Source organism: Methanoplanus limicola DSM 2279 (assembly GCF_000243255.1).
Lineage (GTDB): Archaea > Halobacteriota > Methanomicrobia > Methanomicrobiales > Methanomicrobiaceae > Methanoplanus > Methanoplanus limicola.
The window spans coordinates 2,017,146-2,039,310 of record NZ_CM001436.1 but is presented as its reverse complement, the minus strand read 5'-3'; the positions used below and the strand labels follow the sequence as shown (position 1 = coordinate 2,039,310).

The 22,165-nt window shown below is 40.4% G+C and carries 16 protein-coding genes, 1 tRNA gene and 1 pseudogene; 9 read left to right on the top strand and 9 right to left on the bottom strand.

The annotated features are described in order from the left end of the window. Positions 1 to 126: 126 nt before the first annotated feature. Together METLIM_RS09815 and METLIM_RS09810 are read right to left on the bottom strand one after the other, a co-directional pair. Positions 127 to 2,214 (bottom strand): cation:proton antiporter, encoded by a 2,088-nt coding sequence (locus METLIM_RS09815; protein ID WP_004078201.1) that lies wholly within the window; start codon positions 2,212 to 2,214, stop codon positions 127 to 129. A 289-nt stretch (positions 2,215 to 2,503) separates the two neighbouring features. Then, positions 2,504 to 3,535, bottom strand: a complete 1,032-nt coding sequence (locus METLIM_RS09810) for a cache domain-containing protein (RefSeq protein ID WP_004078200.1) — start codon at positions 3,533 to 3,535, stop codon at positions 2,504 to 2,506. A 304-nt stretch (positions 3,536 to 3,839) separates the two neighbouring features. Here METLIM_RS09810 and METLIM_RS09805 point away from each other — a divergent pair. After that, positions 3,840 to 3,913: transfer RNA gene (locus tag METLIM_RS09805), tRNA-Val, on the top strand. A 580-nt stretch (positions 3,914 to 4,493) separates the two neighbouring features. Further along, positions 4,494 to 4,736: pseudogene (locus tag METLIM_RS17695) on the top strand (PEGA domain-containing protein); the annotation flags it as partial. Here METLIM_RS17695 and METLIM_RS17400 read toward each other — a convergent pair. Beyond that, positions 4,727 to 5,170 (bottom strand): hypothetical protein, encoded by a 444-nt coding sequence (locus tag METLIM_RS17400; protein WP_048146323.1) that lies wholly within the window; start codon positions 5,168 to 5,170, stop codon positions 4,727 to 4,729. The pseudogene METLIM_RS17695 and the gene METLIM_RS17400 sit on opposite strands and share 10 nt — an antisense overlap. On the opposite strand from METLIM_RS17400, the gene METLIM_RS17395 reads away from it, so the two are divergent. Then, positions 5,160 to 6,377, top strand: coding sequence for a PEGA domain-containing protein (locus METLIM_RS17395; protein WP_052300903.1), 1,218 nt, complete (start codon positions 5,160 to 5,162; stop codon positions 6,375 to 6,377). The genes METLIM_RS17400 and METLIM_RS17395 overlap by 11 nt on opposite strands. 230 nt (positions 6,378 to 6,607) lie before the next feature. Here the strand turns inward: METLIM_RS17395 and METLIM_RS09790 are convergent, their stop codons facing one another. Together METLIM_RS09790 and METLIM_RS09785 are read right to left on the bottom strand one after the other, a co-directional pair. After that, positions 6,608 to 7,189 (bottom strand): retron system putative HNH endonuclease, encoded by a 582-nt coding sequence (locus METLIM_RS09790; RefSeq protein ID WP_004078195.1) that lies wholly within the window; start codon positions 7,187 to 7,189, stop codon positions 6,608 to 6,610. Continuing rightward, positions 7,186 to 8,496, bottom strand: a complete 1,311-nt coding sequence (locus METLIM_RS09785) for an AAA family ATPase (RefSeq protein WP_004078193.1) — start codon at positions 8,494 to 8,496, stop codon at positions 7,186 to 7,188. The genes METLIM_RS09790 and METLIM_RS09785 overlap by 4 nt, the downstream gene beginning before the upstream one ends. 185 nt (positions 8,497 to 8,681) lie before the next feature. Here METLIM_RS09785 and METLIM_RS09780 point away from each other — a divergent pair, with 185 nt between their 5' ends. Together METLIM_RS09780 and METLIM_RS09775 are read left to right on the top strand one after the other, a co-directional pair. Next, positions 8,682 to 8,870, top strand: coding sequence for a hypothetical protein (locus METLIM_RS09780; RefSeq protein ID WP_004078191.1), 189 nt, complete (start codon positions 8,682 to 8,684; stop codon positions 8,868 to 8,870). 166 nt (positions 8,871 to 9,036) lie between these two features. Beyond that, positions 9,037 to 10,461, top strand: coding sequence for an aldehyde dehydrogenase family protein (locus tag METLIM_RS09775; RefSeq protein WP_004078189.1), 1,425 nt, complete (start codon positions 9,037 to 9,039; stop codon positions 10,459 to 10,461). 9 nt (positions 10,462 to 10,470) lie between these two features. Here the strand turns inward: METLIM_RS09775 and METLIM_RS09770 are convergent, their stop codons facing one another. Together METLIM_RS09770 and METLIM_RS09765 are read right to left on the bottom strand one after the other, a co-directional pair. Next, positions 10,471 to 10,701: a FeoA family protein gene (locus METLIM_RS09770; protein ID WP_004078187.1), complete on the bottom strand. Its 231-nt coding sequence runs from the start codon at positions 10,699 to 10,701 to the stop codon at positions 10,471 to 10,473. Between the two features lie 16 nt (positions 10,702 to 10,717). Next, on the bottom strand, positions 10,718 to 11,266 hold the full coding sequence (locus METLIM_RS09765) for a hypothetical protein (RefSeq protein ID WP_004078185.1): 549 nt from the start codon (positions 11,264 to 11,266) through the stop codon (positions 10,718 to 10,720). Between the two features lie 164 nt (positions 11,267 to 11,430). Here METLIM_RS09765 and nifB point away from each other — a divergent pair, with 164 nt between their 5' ends. Beyond that, a complete protein-coding gene (nifB, locus tag METLIM_RS09760; RefSeq protein ID WP_004078183.1) occupies positions 11,431 to 12,327 on the top strand; it encodes a nitrogenase cofactor biosynthesis protein NifB in 897 nt (298 codons plus the stop codon). A gap of 101 nt (positions 12,328 to 12,428) precedes the next feature. After that, positions 12,429 to 13,142 (top strand): DNA alkylation repair protein, encoded by a 714-nt coding sequence (locus METLIM_RS09755; RefSeq protein ID WP_048145842.1) that lies wholly within the window; start codon positions 12,429 to 12,431, stop codon positions 13,140 to 13,142. Positions 13,143 to 13,155: 13 nt separating this feature from the next. Here METLIM_RS09755 and METLIM_RS09750 read toward each other — a convergent pair whose 3' ends face one another. Beyond that, complete coding sequence (locus METLIM_RS09750; RefSeq protein ID WP_004078179.1) at positions 13,156 to 15,462, bottom strand: PAS domain S-box protein; 2,307 nt, start codon at positions 15,460 to 15,462, stop codon at positions 13,156 to 13,158. A gap of 474 nt (positions 15,463 to 15,936) precedes the next feature. Between METLIM_RS09750 and METLIM_RS15635 the strand changes: the two genes are divergently transcribed. Further along, positions 15,937 to 19,362 (top strand): methyl-accepting chemotaxis protein, encoded by a 3,426-nt coding sequence (locus METLIM_RS15635; RefSeq protein ID WP_004078177.1) that lies wholly within the window; start codon positions 15,937 to 15,939, stop codon positions 19,360 to 19,362. A gap of 18 nt (positions 19,363 to 19,380) precedes the next feature. Then, positions 19,381 to 19,890 carry a chemotaxis protein CheW gene (locus METLIM_RS09735; protein ID WP_004078175.1) on the top strand — a complete coding sequence of 170 codons (510 nt, stop codon included), beginning with the start codon at positions 19,381 to 19,383 and terminating at the stop codon, positions 19,888 to 19,890. Between the two features lie 235 nt (positions 19,891 to 20,125). Here the strand turns inward: METLIM_RS09735 and METLIM_RS09730 are convergent, their stop codons facing one another. Then, positions 20,126 to 22,108, bottom strand: a complete 1,983-nt coding sequence (locus METLIM_RS09730; protein ID WP_004078173.1) for a PAS domain S-box protein — start codon at positions 22,106 to 22,108, stop codon at positions 20,126 to 20,128. Positions 22,109 to 22,165 lie beyond the last annotated feature (57 nt).

The following is a 22,165-nucleotide window of genomic DNA, read 5'->3' as shown; positions in this document are numbered from 1 at the left end:
TACTGATTAATATGGAATTTATTCTCTGTATTCTGTCCGGGTTTACGGGATGTTATTGCAGAAATACCAGACAAATCCGGATTGGCAGTCCGGATATGGCGGGAGTTCTCTCTTCACCTCAGGTTTTCAGATCATATTGAAGATATGCTCTTCAAGCTTTTTTCTCTCCTTATCGACTCTCTTTAAGAGGTCTTCATGAACATTTGGAAAGATAAGTCCCTTTATTTTCATCTCTTCATAGTAGTCCTCATCCTGAATTAGCAGGCTCAGACGGAGGTAATAATTCTCTATGTCTTCTGAAAGCTCAGGGTACCTCATTGCCATATCCTCAATTATCTTTTCGGCTCTATCTGAGATATTTCTGAATTCATCTTTTGCCTCATTTATAATCTCATCCGGAAATCCGAACCCTTCAGTTATTATATCAATTGATAATTCCATCTGCCTGGCCGATGAAATCAGCGCAATCTGCTTCTGGTACTCGGTTGTCAGTGTAAATTTCCTGAGATTTTTAGCAAATTTAAACCTTTTAAAGAGGGCGGAGATCCACCACGCAGGAGTTACAAATATTCTGTACTCCAGAGAATCTGATTTTATAACCTCATGCGGAGGCACAGTTCCGACAGATATCTCGTCAAGTTTTACATTAATATAATATTTAAGCTCATCCAGGACGACTTCGGAGATATACCCATAGCCGTAGATCTCCTGATAAATACTCCTTTCAACCATAATGAGCCTGGTCCAGAGAAGTTTTTTTAATTTGCTCTCATCAGGTCTGACCTGTGAGAAGAGAACTTTCAGCTCCGCCATTGCCTCTTTTATCTCATTTTCGTAGTCGTTCCTGATTGTATCTGCAATCTCCCGGTTAATCCTCTTTTCTTTCAGAAGTCTGTTAAGTACTGAGATTCCCTCTTTTTTTGCATGAATGATGGTTGAGAAATACTCATATACAGCAAGATGGCTTGGCCTGTCAAGTCCAAGCTTTTTTGCAAGCGGTTTTGTGGTTATCCCGTCAACAGTAACTGTAAAGAGAACAACCCCGACAGTCATCATTATAATTTCGTCTCTAAATGGCATATCTTCACTTATAGAGAGGGCAAGTGCAATTGCAACCGCACCACGAAGCCCGCCCCAGAAAAGTGCATGCTGGTATTTCAGTGGTATATAATCTCCCCCCTTAAAGAGATTCATAATTCCGGAGAAGATATAGACAACTGCTGCCCTTGATATCATAACGGCAATAATCCCTGCCGGAATAAGTAATGCAAGTTCCTGGTCAATACGGTAATTGCCCAGAAGGTTTGCCGTTGTAATTCCCATTAAGAGAAATATGAGGCTGTTTACAAGGTAGGCTGAAAAATCCTGAAATTCAGAAATCTCTTTTGAATCCTCGGACTTGAGCCAGACGGATGTGAACCGGCCGACTATAAGGCCGGCTGTCACAACTGCAATTATGCCTGAAGCATGAAGGACCGACTCTGCAATCAGGTAGGAGGCATAGGCGGTGATCAGTGAAATTACTGATGATATCACAGCATTTTTACCTGATATGGCTATCAGGCCTCCGATCAGTATTCCTGTGATAATTCCGGTTAATATTCCGCCTGAGAAACTCCACATGATGCCTTCTGCACCATAGATTATTGTTGATATATTGAATGTCCCGGCGGCTATAATGCCCAGGACAATATTGAATGTGACAATTGCTGAAGCGTCATTAAAGAGGCTTTCACCCTCAAGAATTGTTGTAAGCCCTGCCGGAGCACCCATATTCTTAAAAAGTCCTATCACAGAGACGGGGTCGGTTGCAGAGATGAGTGCACCAAAAAGCATGGCATATATGATCGGGAGGGGTGTTGCAAAGCCTATGATTAATCCGACAATTAATGTTGAAAATATCAGTCCCGGAACTGCAAGAACCAGAATCGGGGTGATCTTTCGTGCCATAAGTCTCTTGTTGATATGGTATGCAGCCTCAAATACGAGCGGGGGCAGGAAGAGGAAGAGTATTATTTCAGGTGAGAGGACAAAGTCAAAGATATAACCGATTTCAGCAATATTTGAGGATATGACCGAAATTCCAAGTCCAATGAGAAACAGTCCTATTGTGTAGGGGATTTTAATTTTCTTAAATAATATTCCGGATACAACTGCAATAAAGAGCAGCAGAAGCACCAGTGCTATTATATCTCCTATTTCAGTCCCAATCATTATGTTTCTCCGGAGATCATTCTTAGCCTAACTATTCTGTTTCCGGCAGATAATAATATCTGAATATCTGAATTAACCGTTGAAAATTCTGCTAAATGATAATAATATCTGAATATCTGAATTAACCGTTGAAAATTCTGCTAAATGATAATAATATCTGAATATCTGAATTAACCGTTGAAAATTCTGTTAAATGATAATAAATGGATCTGAACATTCTCTCTGATACCCGTTCATCATCTGAAAAAAAGAGTTTTTGTTATTCCTGTTTTGATATTGTGGAAGTTTTTCAGTAGAGGTCAGAGAGATAAACGCCTGACCCGACCCACCATTTGTCATTGACAGGTTTTACGTATCCGAGTTTCAGTTCCGGTTTATTGTCGTTTTCCGGATTTTCCCATCCAAAAACTACATATCCTCCACCGTTTTTGGCGGTTTCAGCAAGGACACTGATTACTTTCACTCCGTATGGCCCTGTATAGTCTTTAAGGTTTGTGCCTATTTTTTCCGGCATATAAGGATGCGCAAGCATTGTGCAGTTATAGTCATAGGCATAGTCGTAGAGGTTTCCTTTGGTGAACTGACCATCTGTGAGATCAATCTCCTTTAGTGTGGCTTCATCACCGTTTTTCTCTGCAAATTGAACCGTTTCCTCAACAAGTTCTCTCATATTTTTAATTGCTTCCGGCATCGCACCTGTTTTACTGTCGGTATAGTCTCTGAGATAAATGCCTGAACCTATCCAGAGATTCTCATTCACTTTCTTGACATATCCAATTTTTGGGATATATTCTGAGGATTCTGCTTCATTTATTATGCCTGATTCCGGTGCAGGATACATATACATGACATATCCTTCGCCATTCTCTGCTGTGTCCATAGCGGCTCTGACAAATTCAAGTCCGTTAGCTGTTGTCCAGTCAAGTCTGTCCGTTCCTATTTTGTCCTGCTGGTAGGGATGTGCAAGAAGTACTCCTTCAAAGTCATATGCGTAGATGTAGAGGTCACCTTTTGAGAATATTCCGTCTTTTTTGTTGTATTCCGCAAATGCAGACTCTTCTCCGTTTTCATTGGCAAACTGTGAGGCCATGTCAACGAAACTGACAAGCTCTTCTTCACCGATTATGAGTTTTTCCGGAGTCTCTTCTGTGAGAGGTTCTGCTGCCCCTGCCGGGGTAATCTCCGGTGTTATGGCGGAAGTTTCTGCGCTTTCTGCCTCTGAGGGTGCTTCTCCGGTGCATCCTGCCGAGAGGATTAGCGCTGTTACTATCAGCGCTGCAATAATAATTCCTTTGAAGTTTATAGCTGATTTTTTAGTCATCTTTTTTTGATTAATATTTTATATGCAATAATCTGTTTGATTTCAACCTGCCGGAAATGACATTTCCTGCCAAAAAACGGGTTTTAATCCTCAGATTTTAACATGAATCACCTGATTTTAACGATATTCTACGCATTATTTCTTTGCAGTTCTGTTATTTTTTTTATGCTACTTATATCTCCGGCAGTCATCTCCTCCGCAGCTTATTCTGCCTGTTTTTTGAACTGTTGCTCTCCATGACAGATACAAATCAAATGCTTTAATAAGAACAAGTGCATACTTTATAGAGCAGTCTGATGACACGGGGCTCGTGGTCTAGCTGGTTATGACGTCGCCTTTACACGGCGAAGATCTTGAGTTCGAATCTCAACGGGCCCACTCTTCTCTATTATTTTCTCATACAATAGCCATTTTCTCTTTAGTATTATTTCTGACTCTTCTCCAATTTTTGGGAAGGTATATTGATCAGATATTTCTGAGTTCATTTGGATAACTGTCTGTAAATCCTGAGTTTTTTGGGTTGTTTCTTTCAATATAATTATAATTATCCGGGCGTATAGTGATGTTTATCTTATCCCTAAACCTCCCAGATTTTATTTTTTCCCGGCGTATTATGATATCTGTTCCTCTTTTTTATCACGGATGCAGGTGAGTTAAAAACATTATTTTATCGGCTATATGTAAATAAATCATCCTGTCATAAGTCAAAAATGAACTGTTAATTTCCCCGATCTATGGTATTAAATAACATTAAATATTACTAATTATTATGGTCTGCCGGAAAGATATTCTCTGAAAAAACCTCCCTCGGAGAATATTTTGGCAAATTGACCTGTATTTATGAAATAATATTTCATAAATACGCAATAAACCTCCACCTCAATTTTTACTTTTTCAGCAGAGTTAAATAGTTTTGAAAGTCTATTTAGTGTTAAATATCTATTCTGGTCTGGTATCTATGCTAAAAAAATTATTATGTCTTATATTTGTCCTGGTACTTCTGGGACTACCGGTATGTCCGGCAGCCGCGGCAGATAATGCCACTTCTGAACAGACAGGTTCTGTCACTGTCACTACCACACCATCAGGTGCAGCTGTTTCAATTGACGGTATTAATAAAGGAAGTTCTCCTGTGACTGAATCGGGTCTCTCATCCGGAGTTTCGCATACAATCTCCGCTTCAATGTCAGGTTATAAGAGTGCATCCAAAACAGTTACGCTTGGGAACGGAGAGGATAAGGCAGTTGCGCTTACTCTGGAAGCAATTCCAACCGCGACACCGACTGCTACTGCTACACCAACGCCTACAGCAACCGCGACACCGACTGCTACACCGACACCTACAGCAACCGCAACTCCGACTGCCACTGCTACACCGACACCTACAGCAACCGCAACTCCGACTGCTACTGCTACACCAACGCCTACAGCAACCGCAACTCCGACTGCTACTGCTACACCAACACCCACAGCAACCGCGACACCGACTGCTACTGCTACACCAACGCCCACAGCAACCGCGACACCGACTGCTACTGCTACACCAACGCCCACAGCAACTGTTACAGTTTCACCGACTCCTTCACCAACATCAACACCTGCTCCCGGAGTTGGCTGGTATAAAGTGAGCTGCAATGTTGAATCTGCGGAGGTCACCTTTGATAATACATATATGGGCAGAATCCAGGGAGGCTCGCTCACTGTCCCGGTTACAGCCGGAACTGACAGCTATAAGCAGTTCACAGTCTCTAAATCCGGCTATAATACTTATAGATACAGTCTTCCGGCTTCACCAAAAGCAGGTGAAACCGTCAGTGTCTATGCAACCCTTCAACCCGCAGGTCCGACAGGAGGGCAGCTCACTGTGAGTACATCACCATCCGGTGCATCGGTTTACATAGATAAAACATACAAAGGAACAACACCCCTGACATTTTCACTCAGCCCTGGCACATATGGGCTGAAGATAACAATGTCCGGTTATGAAGATCATTCTGAGAATGTAATTATCACTGCCGGACAGACAATATCAAGGTCTGTAACGCTTCAGAAACATGACAATTACGGTACACTTGTGATAACTTCCGAACCGGACAATGCCTATGTTTATATTGACGGCAGCGGAGTCGGAAGAACGGCAGTGACTGTTAAGAATATTGCTGTGGGCAATCACCAGATAAGAGTTACAGCAAATGGTTTTACCGACTGGACAACCACAAAATATGTCCCTGCAAATGGTGTCACAACTGTTCACGCAGGCATGCAGAGAAAGGAAAACCCGAATATTGCTCATATCAGGGTAATTTCCCATCCGGGAAATGCAGAGGTATATCTTGACGGAACCCTTGCAGGATACACAAACGATGACGGAGTGCCCGGTGCACTAACTCTTGCAACAACACCCGGAAATCATAAAATCTCTATTGAGAAGGTCGGATACAGGGATTATGATACTACCCGGTATTTCAACGGCGGGACAACCTCGACAATAGAAGAGGCACTTACACATATTATCGCACCGTTAACCGGTTCAGTTGAGGTTACATCCACGCCGTCAGGCGCCAATGTATATCTTGATGACAGCTACAAGGGTATAACTCCTGTAACCCTGAATGATGTTCCGGCGGGAAACCATAAAATCACACTCATGCTTGACGGCTACAGTAAGTCTGAAGGTACAACCGAAGTCGAGGCCGGCAAAACTTCATCGGTTTCTGTCTCGCTAAGTCCATCACAGGGCGGACAGTCCGGCAAAGGACAGCAGGCATCGCCCGGATTTGGAATAATAACTGTTCTTGCCGGAATTTGCCTTGTTGGCCGGTATATCCGGAAGAATGAGTAAAATAAAAGAAGATTGGAGATTATAACTGGATGAAGATATGGTCAGATGATCATGACTTCATAAATCCGGAATAAATTTTAATTTTTTCCGATTTTATTTGGTAAATTTAAACTTCTGATACGGCATATGCTGACAGATTCATTGTTTCAGGTTTGCTGTTTATTCCCTGTAATTTTCTCTATGAAATCTGAGAAATATTTCAGTGTTGCACAAAATTCCGGATATCTGCCTTAAGAGTCAATTTCAATTAATCTGTTTATCTCTGAAACAATATCTGCATAGCTTTTAATATTAAGTTCTTCAATAAATGGCTCAAGAATCATTTTTCTTGAATCTGTTAACTTTTTTACGTTTAATCCAAGTCTTTCTATGGTCTCTCTTGCAGCATCATCATTTTCATCCGCGGGGTTGATCCTTCCGTCAAAAGTGTACCTGAATCTCTCTTCACAGTTCTTCTCAAGAGGTGAGATGATAAGATCTTTTTCATACCAGTTCCCTTTTTTATTCCCACAGTGCTTTGGCTCGCCTTTCGGTGGGTTTTTCTGGCATGAACAGAGAAGATTATTGTAATCTGCCGAATCCTCCGGAAATAACGATCTTGGTCTGAAATGTTCTATATGGCTGTTATTATCATTTATCCGGATCTCACAGTAACAACAGATAAAGCCCTGCTCTTTGAGTAATCCTTCCTTCATCCTTGATTTTATCTGACTGTCTGAATCAAGGTCATCCCAGTGCAGAGGATAATCTGAAGGCCATTTTTTTGCCCATGCATAATATTCTGAAGGTATTGTTTTTTTGATATATTTCATTTATTCAGCATTACCAGTTTACGAATAATGATTTCTGCTTTGCTTAACTCTGGATCGGCTCCGATTAAATCTTTTAGCTCCGAATGAACTTTTTTTGCTTCTTCAGTTTTATTTTTATCAATCAACATGAATAATTCAGAGATCTTATTTTCTATTTCTATCGGTCTTGAGGGTACTTCCAGAATTTCTTCCAGTATTCTGTCTGAATTCATCCCATATGAATCCAGAGGCATTTTAACTGAAATTCCTGATTTTTCATCCGGATAAAGAAGGATAATCTCTTCTGGTCTAACATGGCTTATGATCTGTGGTGAGTGTGTGGTCAGGATAAACTGGCAGGCCGGAAAAGTCTCTTTTAACTTTGGAATAATCATTCTCTGCCACTTTGGATGCAGATGAAGATCAATTTCATCAATTAAAATTATCCCTGATCCATTTAGTGGATTATCCATTTTTGGATTGGCGATTGAAAGTCTCCTTGCCAGATCACCAACCATTGCCAGAAGACATTTTTCCCCGTCTGAGAGCTGGCCGACTGTTAAAATATTATTGCCTTTATTTACAAGCATTCTTAGAGGATTGCGCCTGACTCTTAGATCTTCAAATCCGGTAAATGTCCGGATGGCACTTCGGACCGCATTAAGCTGTATGTCTCCTGAATAGTCAGAATATTCTGATATTTTATTTTGAATATTTATATTTTCATCAAATTCTGAAGCTTTTTTTTCGTTTTCAAAATCTTCTCTCTCTCTGAACCATTCAAAAAATGTTCTGAAATTTGTTTTTCCCGTTAATGAATTTTCATAAGCTGTAACTGAACCATCAAACTGGTGTTTTTTTCTGATCCTGAGAGGAATGTCAATTACACTTCTGTTAATTGGGTAATAAACAATTAAAGGAATATTATTCCCTGATTCTATATGGTTCTGAATTTTTTTGACTGCTTTATTCAGATTTGAGTAGTCACTCTCATCTTTTTTTACTCTGCCTTTCCTTGTTTTTGCCTGTTTCCAGTTAATTACTGTATTATTTGTTCCCGGTTCAAAAGCTTCTTTTAACTCTGTATATATTTCAAGTGATGACTCAGATTCATCATTATTAATGTCAGTTTCGGGAATTATCTGGCCATTCTTTTTTATTGATTCTGTCCTTGCAATAAACCATGATAATAATACTGCCGCTGCGTCCAGAACTGTAGTCTTTCCTGAGCCGTTTACGCCTGCAAAAATTGTTATATTCTCTGTGAACTGAATTTCAAGGTCTTTAATGCCTTTATAATTATGCACTTTTAATTTTTTAATTATCATGTCATTCTCACGGGGCAGATGAATTTATCCTGAATATTGTAGATTTTATTATGGTTGTTCTCTATTATATCTTTTTATTATTTTTTTGTGCCGGAGATTTTATCACCTGAATTTAATTTGCGGTGCGGTATTTCAGTGCATCAGATTCACAAAGATATTTAGAGATTATCCGGAAATATATTATAATGTTTAAAACGGACCGGACTGAACTTGCCGAGCTTTTTGCCTCAGTATGTTTTGGCTACCTTGCCGGCACATGGGCCTACCAGTATTCCGGAAATTCTGTTGTTTCGGTTATTGCATCAGCACTTGTGATTGTCATTGCCTATTATGCAATAAGATTTCTATTTGAAAGACTTAAATCCGGAAACTAAACCAAAATCCAAACTAAAATCCGGTCTGTAAACCGGATTATTTTTGGTGTACAGTATTTATGAATATTCTCCGGCATATATTTTTTTTAGTTCCGGAGAATTACCTGTTTACTATCCTAATCATGATCAGTTACTTATTTTAAGACCGCTATAGTAACATCTCAGTATGGGAGAGCTATATAAAATGATAATCGGCGGGGAATTTAAGGAAAGCGGGGAGACCATTGATGTAATATATCCATATACCGGAGAAGTATTCTCTAAAGTCTGTCTTGCCGGGTGTGCTGAGGCAGAAGAAGCGATAATTCTGGCAAAAGAGTCGTTTAAGGAGACGGTACATCTCCCGGCATACAGAAGAAAAGAAATTCTTGAGAGGCTTGCAGAACTTGTCAGAGACAATGCCGGGAGATTTGCAGAGATTCTTGTTAAAGAGAGTGGCAAGACGATAACCCTTGCAGGTGCTGAGGTTGCACGCTCGGTTGACACATTAATGATCTCGGCTGAAGAGGCCGTGAGGATAAACGGGGAACTGATTCCTCTTGACAGAACGCCTGCCGGAGAGGGGCGTGAAGGGATAATCAAGCGTTTTCCGGTAGGTACAGTTCTTGCGATAACACCTTTCAATTATCCGCTTAATCTCGCCTGCCATAAGATCGGCCCGGCGATCGCTGCCGGAAATCCTTTCATTCTGAAACCGTCCTCTAAGACTCCACTATCTGCCCTTCTTTTAGGGGAACTTATCCTCAAAGCCGGATACCCGAAGAGAGCAGTGAATGTTCTTCCGTGCTGTAACTCCGTTGCTGAATCCATGGCAAAGGACGAGAGAATTGCTTATCTCAGTTTTACCGGCAGTCCTGATGTTGGCTGGCATTTAAAGTCAGTCTCCGGAAGGAAGCGTGTCGGTCTTGAACTTGGCGGGAATGCCCCTGTCATTGTCCACAGTGATGCAGATCTTGACCGTGCCGCAGAAAGAATTGCTTTTGGTGCATGCCTCAATGCCGGCCAGGTCTGCATTTCTGTTCAGAGGGTGCTTGTTCAGAATTCTGTATATGAAAAATTCCTGGAAAAGTTAAGTAATATTTTTGAGAGTATCAAAACCGGAGATCCGATGGATGAAGAGACCTTTACAGGGCCGCTGATCTCAGATGAAGCATGTGAGAAAGCTGTTGATATGATGCTTCAGTCTATAGAGGACGGTGCTCTTCAGTATTATGGCGGAGGCTATGAAGGGCGTGTGATCACCCCTACCATACTTGCAGGCACATGCCGCTCAATGGAAGTTGAATGTGAAGAGATTTTTGCTCCGGTTGTGACAGTAAATTCTTATGAGTCTTTTAAAGAAGCTGTGGACCGGGCAAATGATACAAAATACGGCCTTCAGGCAGGAGTTTTTACTGACAGTATGAAGAATGCCTCCTACGCTGCCGGTCACCTGAAGTATGGCGGAGTAATCATCAATGACATTCCGACATTCAGAACAGATGCAATGCCTTACGGCGGGATAAAAAGCTCCGGGCTTGGTAAAGAAGGACCTTACTATGCAATACGTGAGATGACAGAGGAGAAGCTGATAGTTTTTGCCCGGAAATAGGGGTGTTTTTTAGTCCTTTATCACAAGGACATTCTCTGCAATCTCTTTTTTTATCAGGACTCTGCTCCTCCCTTTATCAACAAGGAGTTTGACCGGGCCTGATTCCGGGTCTTTTGTCAGAACCTTAAAATGTGAGCCGGGGGAAATTCCCATGCTGCCAAGCTCTTCTGTGTACTTTTTTACTTCAGTTACCCTTCCTTTATCTCCTCTTTTCAGTTCACAGATCAAATAACTGTTCATTGTTATTCGTCTTCCCTCAGTTTCTTGGATTCCCTTCATCTACAATTACACCATAGTTGTATGGTTTTGCAAGGTTCAGGGCGCCCTGAGTCGATTCTGCCGGGAGTTCGGTTCCGGTCTTCTTTACATTGTTTGGATAAAGCGTCTCGCCTACTGTTTTGTATGGAATTCCTGCTGCGATGATTTCTGCTTTAGTTGTAGGGTTAAATCCGGCAGGGACATCATCATAATTGTATGCGAATAATGTGGCAAGGAGATTTATGCCTTCCCCAGTTGCTCCAAAAGGATTTGAGTAGTCATAGTTTACTGATAATGCAAGGTTGTTATCCGTCATTTCCTCTGCATTTAGTGTAACTTTTACTGAATAAATATCCTCATCCTTAACAATAATCGGTTCGGTTACAGCCGGTACTGCCTCTGTTGGCGCCGGAGTCTGAAACTCTGTTGGCGGTGCTGTAATTACGGGCTGTGTGTCGGCTATCGGTTCACTGTCGGATGTGCATCCTGATACTGCAACTGCGCATCCGACTATTATAAGCAATAATATGGGCAAAACTCTCTTCATAACTTTTTAGATTGATATATAGGGATATAATAGTTGGCATGGCTTTCTGGATGACAATACAAATTTTCGGGCATGATAAGATTAACCCGAAAGATTCTCCATAATCCTGTGATATTTCCAGAATATTTTTTAATATTAAGGACAATTCTTTAATTGGTAATTAAATGTCTGACGATGGTTATCTCAATGCGATGGTTGATGGGGAAGAGGTCCCTTATGACCCTGAGCAGTTGAGAAAAATAAAGGAGCACCCCTGTTACAGCAAAGAGGCCTGCCATAAATTCGGGAGGATGCACCTGGCTGTGGCACCAAAGTGCAATATTCAGTGCAATTACTGTGTCAGGGATTATGACTGCGTAAATGAGAGCCGTCCGGGCGTATGCAGCAAGGTCTTAAACCCACAGGAGGCAGTTGAACTCGTACGGGAGGTTATGGACAAATTCCCTTACATTAAGGTTATTGGTATTGCAGGGCCGGGAGATCCTCTTGCAAATGAGGAGACATTTGAGACCCTGAAGCTTTTAAAGGAGGAGTTTCCGACACCAATCAAATGCCTGAGCACTAACGGGCTTATGCTTCCGGAGAGCATTGACAAACTTGTGGAGTACGATGTCGGCAATATCACTGTAACATTAAATGCAGTTGATCCTGAGATCGGCGAGAAGATCTATTCCTTTGTTGAGTGGGACGGTAAAAAGCTTCATGGCCGGGAAGCAGCAGAAAAGCTTCTGTCCCAGCAGCTGAAGGGTATTGAGATGGCGGTTGCAAACAAGATGCTTGTCAAGATAAATACGGTCTATATTCCGGGTATAAACGATCATCATATCGTTGATATTGCAAAGACTGTAGGTGAGATGGGTGTTTTTACATTCAACCTGATTCCTGTAATTCCGCAGTATAAATTTAAAGATATAACTCCTCCGACCGGCAAGGAGAAGAAAGAGATGCAGGATGCATGCCTTCCGTATGTCCGCCAGATGAGGCACTGCAAGAGATGCAGGTCTGATGCAATCGGCCTTCTCGGAGAGGATGTTCAGGACTGCATCTTCAAAAGGGAATAATTTTAGAATAATATTCTGGAATTATCAGTGTGATATTTCCGGGAAATATTTTTTGTTTTTTTTACCGGAATTTTGATGACCGTTTTATTCCATTATATTTTATGGACAATGTTGTAGAATCATTACGTCTTGAACTCACTGCTAACGCTGATCCGGCTGTTAACGAGAGTAATAAACGTTTTTTTAAAGAGGATGTAAAATTTCACGGCGTTAAGAATGCGCTTACGGGAAAAATATCAAAGGATTATTTTAAGAAGATTAAGGGTTTGGAGAAGGAAGAGATCTTTGATTTATGTGAGGATCTGTTCTCATCCGGATATAATGAGGAGGCGTTTATTGCCGCAGAATGGCTTGCGGGGATCTCTGATAAATTTTCAGAGGGAGATATTGAGATCTTTGCCGGCTGGATTGAGGACTATATTGACAACTGGGCCAAGTGTGATTCTTTCTGCAACCATGCAGTCGGGGATTATCTGGTAATGTTTCCGGGTGATATTTCTCACCTTAAAGGCTGGGCACTGTCTGAAAACCGGTGGATGAGGAGGGCTGCTGCCGTCTCACTTATTATTCCGGCAAAGCGTGGTGAATTTCCGGATGACATCTTTGAGATAGCTGATATTTTACTTGAGGACGGGGACGATATGGTCCGGAAGGGATATGGCTGGCTTTTGAAGGACCTGGCAATTACAAGGCAGAAGGATGTCTTTGATTATGTCATGAAAAATAAGAGGAGGATGCCAAGGGTATCACTAAGGTATGCCATAGAGAGGATGCCGGAGGATATGAGGACTGAGGCGATGAGGAAGGATTGGTAGGATAAACCATCATTCAGATTTTTCTTGCAACAGCAAAAATTCCGGTGATAGTTCCGTCATCATTCCGGTACACCGATACATTGTAGGACACTTTAATGAGACTGCCGTTTTTGTGTTTTATCTCAAGTCTGTAGTCAATAAGCGATCCGTTTTTATAAGCTGTTTTGTACCCGTGACTGGCCCTCTCAGGATCGCTGAAATAATCTGAGAAGTCATTTCCTATCAGTTCTTCGCGGATATAGCCGGTAATCTCTTCACAGGCTGAATTGACATCATTGATTTTCCCTGCCGGACTGATCAGTACAAGTGCATCCGGACAGATTTCTATCAGTCCCCTGTGGTATTTGTTTGATTTTTTCAGGCGTTTTTGTGCATCTATTTTCTTTATGGTATTGATCAGATTTGTAATGACTGACTCTGTGGCATTTATTGAATATTCCGGTATATCTGTTCTTTTGTATGAATATATCAGGTAGCAGCCATAATCTGCCCTGTTATTCTTTACCGGAATCATTATTGCGGATTTGATCTCATCCTTTAATTCATGCCGGAGAGTTATACATTCGACTTCTTTGTGCCCGGATATTATGGTTGTGCCTGAATCCGCTATTGAACTAAAATGCGAATGCTGATTATATTGCAGGCAGAAAGGATTTGTTGTTTCATCAACATTTCTGGATTCAGAAAGCGCGAAATCTCCTGAATCCGGATATTTTTCATAGTATATGCCAAATTCCATATCAAGAATCGACAATAGCGAATCCAGGCAATATGATATAGCTTCAGATTTTCCGGAGGACTCTGATAACCTTAGGCCGATATCCTTCTGTATTTCAATATTTTTTTCAATATTTTTTCTTCTGTCAATATCCTGCAATATCCCTGTGGCACTTACAAGTGTTGCCATATTATCCCTTATTGTTGTGGTGTTGGTGTATGAGATCCATTTCCACCAGCCTTTGCCGCATAATATTCTGAATTCTATAATGACGTGGGGGATATCTCCATCTATGAAGCATTTTCTCTTCTTCATTACAGAACTGTAATCTTCAGGATGGATCATCAGATCCCAGTCTTTTAGGTTTTTTGAAAAATCTTTCGCCGAATAGCCAATAATTACCAGTGCGTTTTTATTAAGTGAGATGGTGCCTTTTTTGTAATTGATGTCACAGGTCCCCAGGTCCGCAGCCTTCATAATGAAATTTAATTTTGTTTCATTTTCGCTCAGTTCATATTTTACTGTTCTGATCTCTTTAATTAGTTCATTGAGATGCTCTTCAGTATCCCTCTGTTTCAGAATCTCATGGAAAAGTTTTTTATTGACTGCCTGAAGTTCTTCTGTTCTTTTTTTAATAAGCTCTTCAAGATTATTTTTATATACTTCAAGCTTCTCTTCAGCGTTTTTTAGTTCAGTAATATCTCTGCCTGTTGACTGATATTCTGTTAATATGTTATTGATGTCAAAAATTCCTTTTATGTTCCACTCTATGTGCCTGACTGTGCCTTCATAGTTTAAGGATTTTAGCGTTATTTTTTTTGTTGGTTTTTCCGGTGATATTTCATCAAATATCTCTTCCAGAACTGTATTTTCATCCACAATTACCGGGTTGAATTTCAATCCTGTTGCTTCATCCTCTTTTTTATGAATGTACCCGCAGAATGCTTTGTTTGCAAAGGTTATTGTCATATCCGGAAGTAAACGGCAGACATACTCCGTCTGGTTCTCAAGTATATTTCTGTAGTGGCAGTCTCCGGTTTTGATTGGTGTTATATGCTCTTTGAATTTGGTATTATCAATGAGCACTATGGTAATACCCTTTGTCCGGTCCTCAAAAATAGTCGGGATTAATCTTACATAGAGGTAGTAGTCAGTACCTTTTATTTTTGTACTGATATGTCTGGTGAAAATTTCACCGTTTATTGTTCTTTTGTATTGATTTTTTAAATTTGGATCATTGAACAGGGGTATCTGAACTGAATCCAGGTTAAAACCGATGATCTGTTTTTGATTTGATCCGGTAATTTTATAAAATGACTCATTTGCGTAATGAATGTTTAAACCGGAGTTTACAATTATATATGGATTGAAAAAAAAATTTTTGACTGTTGTTTCTGAAATTCTTTTTGAGGGATAATATTTCTTTGAACTTCCTGATGTTATAATATCGACATTTCCTTTGAGATGGAGAATGCTGAGATATTTTGAGACTGTGTTTCTGTGAAGGTTGACCCTGTCTGAGATTTCATTGATGCAGATGCCATCTTTATGATCATTGACTATCTCTTTAATCTGTTGTAAATCCCCCAATTCAATTCCCATCTTTAAATTCTCCTTTATATCTGGATTCGCAGGACTATTATTTCTATTGTGCCGTGTATATGTTTTATGCTCCGGTGATATAAATTTGATATGCTTTAAGTTATTGCACTGGTGAGTGTCTGACTCCGTGGGATCTGTGCCAAAGGAACATTTTGTTAATTAAATTCAATTTAATATTGGCTAAAATGATTATTTGTAGTTTCCAAATATTTAAGCTCAGTTTTTTTTGCTGCTTTTATGAAATTATATCCTGCTGATATTGATCTCCTGGAGGATTGTAAATCTGTGCGTTTCCATTGGAAATTGTGCTGTGCATTGTTTGTGTGCATCGGATTTGTATATATGTTATGCAATTCTATATTGATTATCCGACTATCGTTTGGTATTGTTGCATGTCATATGGGCGATTGGAATAGTTTTGTTCCTTAAAATCTGTCACAATTTAATGCTAAACATTTGTCCGGAGGGTAAAATATGGAAGATAATTTGCAGTTAAAGTTAAAAGAGTACGAAAGTAAAATTGAAGAACTGACCAGCGGGATTTCGTTGTATAAATCAATTCTGGATGCCGTGCCATTTCCAATCTCTGTAACTGATATGGATATGAACTGGATTTATATGAATCCGGCAACCGCCAGAATGGCAAATGTTGATCCTGAAAGGGCAAAGGGAACCCATTGCAGCAGCTGGGGGACTGCTATATGCAATACAGAAAACTGTGCTTTTAAACAGCTCCGGCAGGGTAAAAATGACGCCTTCTTTGATCAGGCCGGGCAGAACTTTAAATGCAATATGGCATATGTCAGGGATGAAAGCGGGCAGGATATTGGTATGATGGAGATTGTTCAGGATGTTTCCGACATGATTCGTGTCGCAAATTATCTGAACAATGAAGTATCAAAAGCTGCGGATAATCTGGAACTCCTTGCAGGCGGAAATCTGAATCTCAGACTTGATGTTGCCGAGGCAGATGAGTACACCCGTGATGTGAGGGATCAGTTTGTGCTTATAAATCAGTCCATAGGCAAGGCACGTGATGCAGTACAGCTTCTTGTTGAAGATTCTGTCATGCTTGGAAAAGCCGGAGTCGAAGGCAGGCTTGATACAAGGGCTGATGAATCAAGGCATAATGGTGAGTTCAGAAAGATTGTTCAGGGTGTTAACAATACTCTTGATGCTGTTGTTGACCCGCTGAACCTTGCAGCTGAGAACCTTGACAGGATCAGTAAAGGAGATATTCCTGAAAGAATTACCGCAGAGCTGAACGGTGATTTCAATAAGATCAAGGATAATTTAAACCAGTGTATTGATGCTGTAAACCTCCTTGTTAAAGATGCAGGCACCCTTGCACAGGCCGGAGTAGATGGCAGACTTAATACCAGGGCAGATGCTTCAAAGCATAACGGAGACTTTGCGGTCATTGTTAAGGGTGTCAATGACACACTTGACGCGGTTGTCGGGCCGCTCGGCCTGTCAGCAGATGTTCTTGATCGTATAAGTAAGGGTGATATCCCTGAGAAGATTACTGCAGATTTTAAAGGCGATTTTAATCAGATTAAGGACAGTTTAAATCAGTGTATTGATGCTGTAAACCAGCTTGTTGAGGATGCCGGCATGCTTGCTGAGGGTGCAATTGGGGGCAGGGTTGACATCCGTGCGGATGCGACACGCCACAGAGGCGACTTCAGAAAGATCGTTGTTGGTGTGAATGACACTCTTGCAGCTATTGAGGCTCCTGTTAAGGAGATAACTGAAATTACAAAGAATTTTGCTGTCAATGACTATACCAGAAAGGTTGAAGGAAGATATAAAGGCACTTTTGCCGAGGTTGCAAATGCAGTCAATGATGTCTATGATACTGTAAATCTTGCCCAGAAGGTTGCCGAAAATATTGCAGCAGGAGATCTTGGGGACCTTGGGCGCTTAAAGTCACTTGGTAATGGTGCAGGTAAACTCTCACAGAATGATAAACTTGTTCCTGCCTTTATTGGTATGATGGAGGTAATGAAGGCATTTGAGATTGAGTTTGGCAAACTTGTAAACTTCGCAGCCGAAGGTAAGACCGGAATGCGTGCAAACGCCTCTGAATTCAATGGTATATACAATAATATCATTACCGGAGCAAATCAGGTTCTGGATAATATCTTAACTCCGCTCAATGAAGGATTTGAAGCCCTTGACCGTATATCACATGGCAATATTGCTCTGATGACCAAGACATACAAGGGTGATTATGAGGACATCAAGAAGAATATCAATGCAATAGCTTCAGTTCTGCAGGAATTTAAGGCTGAATTTGATAAGGTCGTCAAGTATGCTGACGAAGGTGCAATTAATGAGCGCCTTGATTCTTCTAAATTCGAGGGTGCATATGCTGAAGTTATTGACGGTGCAAATCAGGTTCTGGATAATATTCTGACTCCTCTCAATGAAGGATTTGCTGCACTTGACCGTATTTCACACGGCAATATTGAGCCGATGACCAGGACGTATAAGGGTGAATATGAAAATATCAAGAAAAATATCAATGCAATAGCTTTCACGCTTCAGTCCTTTGAGAAGGAACTGAATATTCTCATTAAAGCTGCCGTGGATGGAAATCTTGACAAACGTGCTGATTCTTCTCAGTTTGAAGGTGCATATGCCAAAGTTATCGATGGAGCCAATGCTATCATGGAAGCAATTGATGTACCTGTCCAGGAGACACTGCGTATGGCCAATGCCTATGAAGCATGCCGGTTTGATACCCGGGTTAATGAGAATATTACTGTAAAGGGAGATTTCCTTAAACTCAAGAATGCCCTTAACAATGTTGGTGTTGCCGTTGGTGCAATTGTAAATGAAATTCAGCGTATTGCAGATGAGTTTGAAGCCGGACATTTCGATACCCGTGTTGATGAGAGACTCAATGTTGTCGGTGATATTGTGGCAATCAAGCAGGGATTAAACAATGTCGGAGAAGTTGTTTCAGGTGCAATTTCAGATGTGAAAGTTGCTGTTGACAGAGTCAACAGAAGTTCTGATGAAGTGAGCAAAGGTACTGACGAAGTTTCAAGGGCTGCCGAAGGTGTCGCCACCACAAGCCAGAATGCGGCAAATATGACCAAAGAGCTGCTTGGCAGAATTGAGGGCATAAATCAGCAGATTGCAGACCTTTCATCGTCCAACGAAGAGATTGCGGGCACATCACAGGAAGTCCTTAACCGTGCCAATGAGGTTGTTGCAATTGGAAAGGAAGCCCAGGTCGCCGGCGATGATGCCAACGCAAAGATGGGCAATGTTGAGGCTATAGCTAAACAGAGCGTGGACGAAATTAACGGCCTTACCGAACAGATCAAGGAAGTTAATAATGTTGTAAAGCTCATAAACGACATTGCAAGTCAGATCAATCTGCTGGCTCTGAATGCTGCAATTGAAGCTGCCCGTGCCGGAGAACACGGGCGTGGATTCGCTGTTGTTGCCGGAGAAGTCAAGAATCTGGCGGCTGAGGCACGTGAGGCTACCGGAAATATTGAAAAGGTTGTCTCGGCGGTTCAGGCAAACAGTATCAGGACAGCAGATGCAATCAATCTGGCGAACAATGAAATTGTTGATGGTGTTGGCAGTGTAAACACAGCAATTAAGGCACTTAACCGGATTATTGAGAATGCAGGCCAGGTTACGCTTGATATAACTGAGATTACAAGAGCGATTGAAGATCAGGCAGGTATTGCAAACAATGTTGTTGTTGCCACTGAAAACGGCATGAGGATGACAAAGGACGTTCAGGGCCAGGCAGAAGAACTTGCGGCCCTTGCAGAAGAAGCCAGCGCCTCTATTGAAGAGATTGGCAGTGCAATTCATGAAGTGAGCGGTCTTTCCGGCGGCTTAAAAGAGAACATGGATAAGTTCAGGGTATGAAGTATTCTGAGGTAAATTATGGCGATAATTGACGTAGTAGAATATGAGATCGGCGGGACACGTTATGCACTTGACATCCATCTTGCACGTGAAATTGTGGAGATGATGCCGATCACTCCTGTGCCCCGTTCCCCGGACTATATTGCAGGCATAATAAATTTAAGAGGAGAAATAACAAACATCCTCAATTTAAACTGCCTGATGGGACTTCCTATGCAGGCAAATCCTGAGAACCAGAAGATAATTGTGCTTGTTGCAGAGGCTACCGGAGGTACAAATGTGGGAATTATAGTTGATAATGTTCACAGTGTCCTTCAGGTTCCGGAAGAGAATATTGAACAGATGGACAACTCAATCTCCACTGAGGCCTATGTGAAGGGAATAATAAAAATAGGTGAGGATAAGGCCGGTGAAGAGAAATCACTGGTTATCTGGACAGATATATCAAAGATTCTCTCTGAGATTGTCGGAGTAAGTGATGCGGTGAACAAACCTGAGGAGGATAAGGGAAGTATTACAGCTGCTTAGATTTTAGTCTGATAAATACAACGAAACCTCTGACGGGCTGATAAGCCCGCCTTAATATGCATATCTGTTGCCATGGGTGAAACGCCCCCTCACCTGTGGTCTGTTATATTTTTTTGCCGTTTTTCTGGATTTGGATATTGTCCTGCTGATGTGAGTTTATCTCTCATGCAGGATGTACAATTTCCCTGCTCTTTGGAGTAAAGTCTGTCACTTAACTTCCTGTTTATATTATTGGTTAATTCTTCATTATGATATTATTAATGCAGTTTAATAGATTTCTTATGACTAATTTAAGTGACTTTATGTTGTATTCTGTGATGCATATTTCATTTTTAGAATATATCAGATAATAGGCGTAGATATTATAATTGTCCGTTACCGGAATAATGATTGCAGACAGGATCTCATTATCATAATTACAATAGTCATTATTTAATTTATTTAATATCTGACTGGCGGTCTTTTTATCTTTAATTATAACCGGTTCTTTCAGCTCTGTAATATATTCGTGCGGGGGGCTGTATTTCAGGAGTGGAAAGAGATTTATTATTTTCTTATCAGCATTTACTGAATCTGAAACAAAGATATTTTCATTGTTTCTGTTAATTTTGAGATAGATAGCAGATTCCATTCCAAGTATTGATAATATCCCTTTTATGCACTGGCTGTGAGCTTCAGCTTCGCTGGATGATTCAGACAGTCTTTGATCCAGATTTAGCAGAGCATTTATGTTATTCTCAATATTTTTCCTCTTACTTATATCCTCTATAAGTCCTATAGCGCTGACAAGTTTTGCCTTATTATCCCTTATCGTTGTTGTACTGGTATAGGATATCCATTTCCAGTTTCCGTTTTTACACAGTACCCTGTATTCTGACTGATGAATATGCGGTGTTGTTCCTCTGATGAAGTCTTCTCTTTTTTTAAGAAGTTCTCTGTAATCGTCCGGGTGAATTAATTTATTCCAGTCTTCCAGAGTTTGTGGTATTTCTTTGGCTGAATATCCTAAAATATCGACGCATTTCTGGTTGAATTCTATTTCACCCTTAAGGTAATTTATATCACACATGCCCAGATTAGCCGTGTTCAGTATAAAATCTATTTTTTTGTCCTTTGCACTGATTTCATCCCTGATTGTATTAATCTTCTTTAATGAATTATCCAGTTGTTTTTCAGTCTCTCTCTGTTTTAATATTTCATCATATAATCTTTTATTGACATTCTGAAGTTCTATGGTTCTTTTTTCAACCAAATCCTCAAGATTATTTTTATATACTTTTAATTTTTCTTCAGCGGATTTTAATTTGGATATATTTCTTCCGATGCCCTGGTATTCAATTAATTCGCTGTTGTTTTTAAAAATTCCTTTTATATTCCATTCCAGCCAGTTAATTTTTCCTTCATAGGTTATTGATCTCATTGTAATGAATCCGGAAGGATTTTCAATAGACAGCCCTCCAAATATATTCTCCAGGCTTACAATTTTGTCATCTGAAAGAACGGGGTCGAATTTTGTACCGATAACCTCTTCCTTTTTTCTGCCGAGATATTTGCAGAAGGCCGTATTTACAAATGTTATTGTCATATCCGGAAGCAGGCGCAGGATGTATTCCGTCTGGTCCTCAACAATCTCCCTGTACCTGTGTTCACTGATCTGCTCAGATGTGATCTCCTGTTTAAATCTGGTCTGGTCATTAAGTATTAAAGAAAATCCTTTTCTCCTGTCTTCGAATATTGCGGGTATAAGCCTGACAGTCATGTAATAATTCTCTTCAGAAAAAGATGTCTGAATATTTTTTGTGACCGGTTCTCCGTCTATTGCGTATTTGTAGTTTTCTTTTAATTCTGTATTGTGAAATAAAGGTATATTTAAGGAAAAAATCTTTTTCCCGGTAATTTCTTCTGTTTTTGTATTGGACAGGCTTAGAAAGGCATTGTTTGCATATTCCACTTCCATTTTTTTATTTATTATGATGCAGGGTTCGTGGAAATAGTTTTTAATTACAGTTTCAGGTATTCTTCTGGCGGGATAATAGATCTTTAAATTTCCGGATTCCTTAATCTCCAGGTCACCTTTAAGGTGGAGTATTTCAAGATATTTGGAGATCGTATTTCTGTTTATACTGAATAATTCTGAAATTTCACTTATGGTAATTCCGTTCCTGTTTTCGTTAATGATCTCTTTGATCTCCTTTAAATCATTAAATTCAATTCCCATTTTTAATTTCCGTTCTGTTTGTAGTGCCTTGCATATCTGATTGGCACTAAAATGATT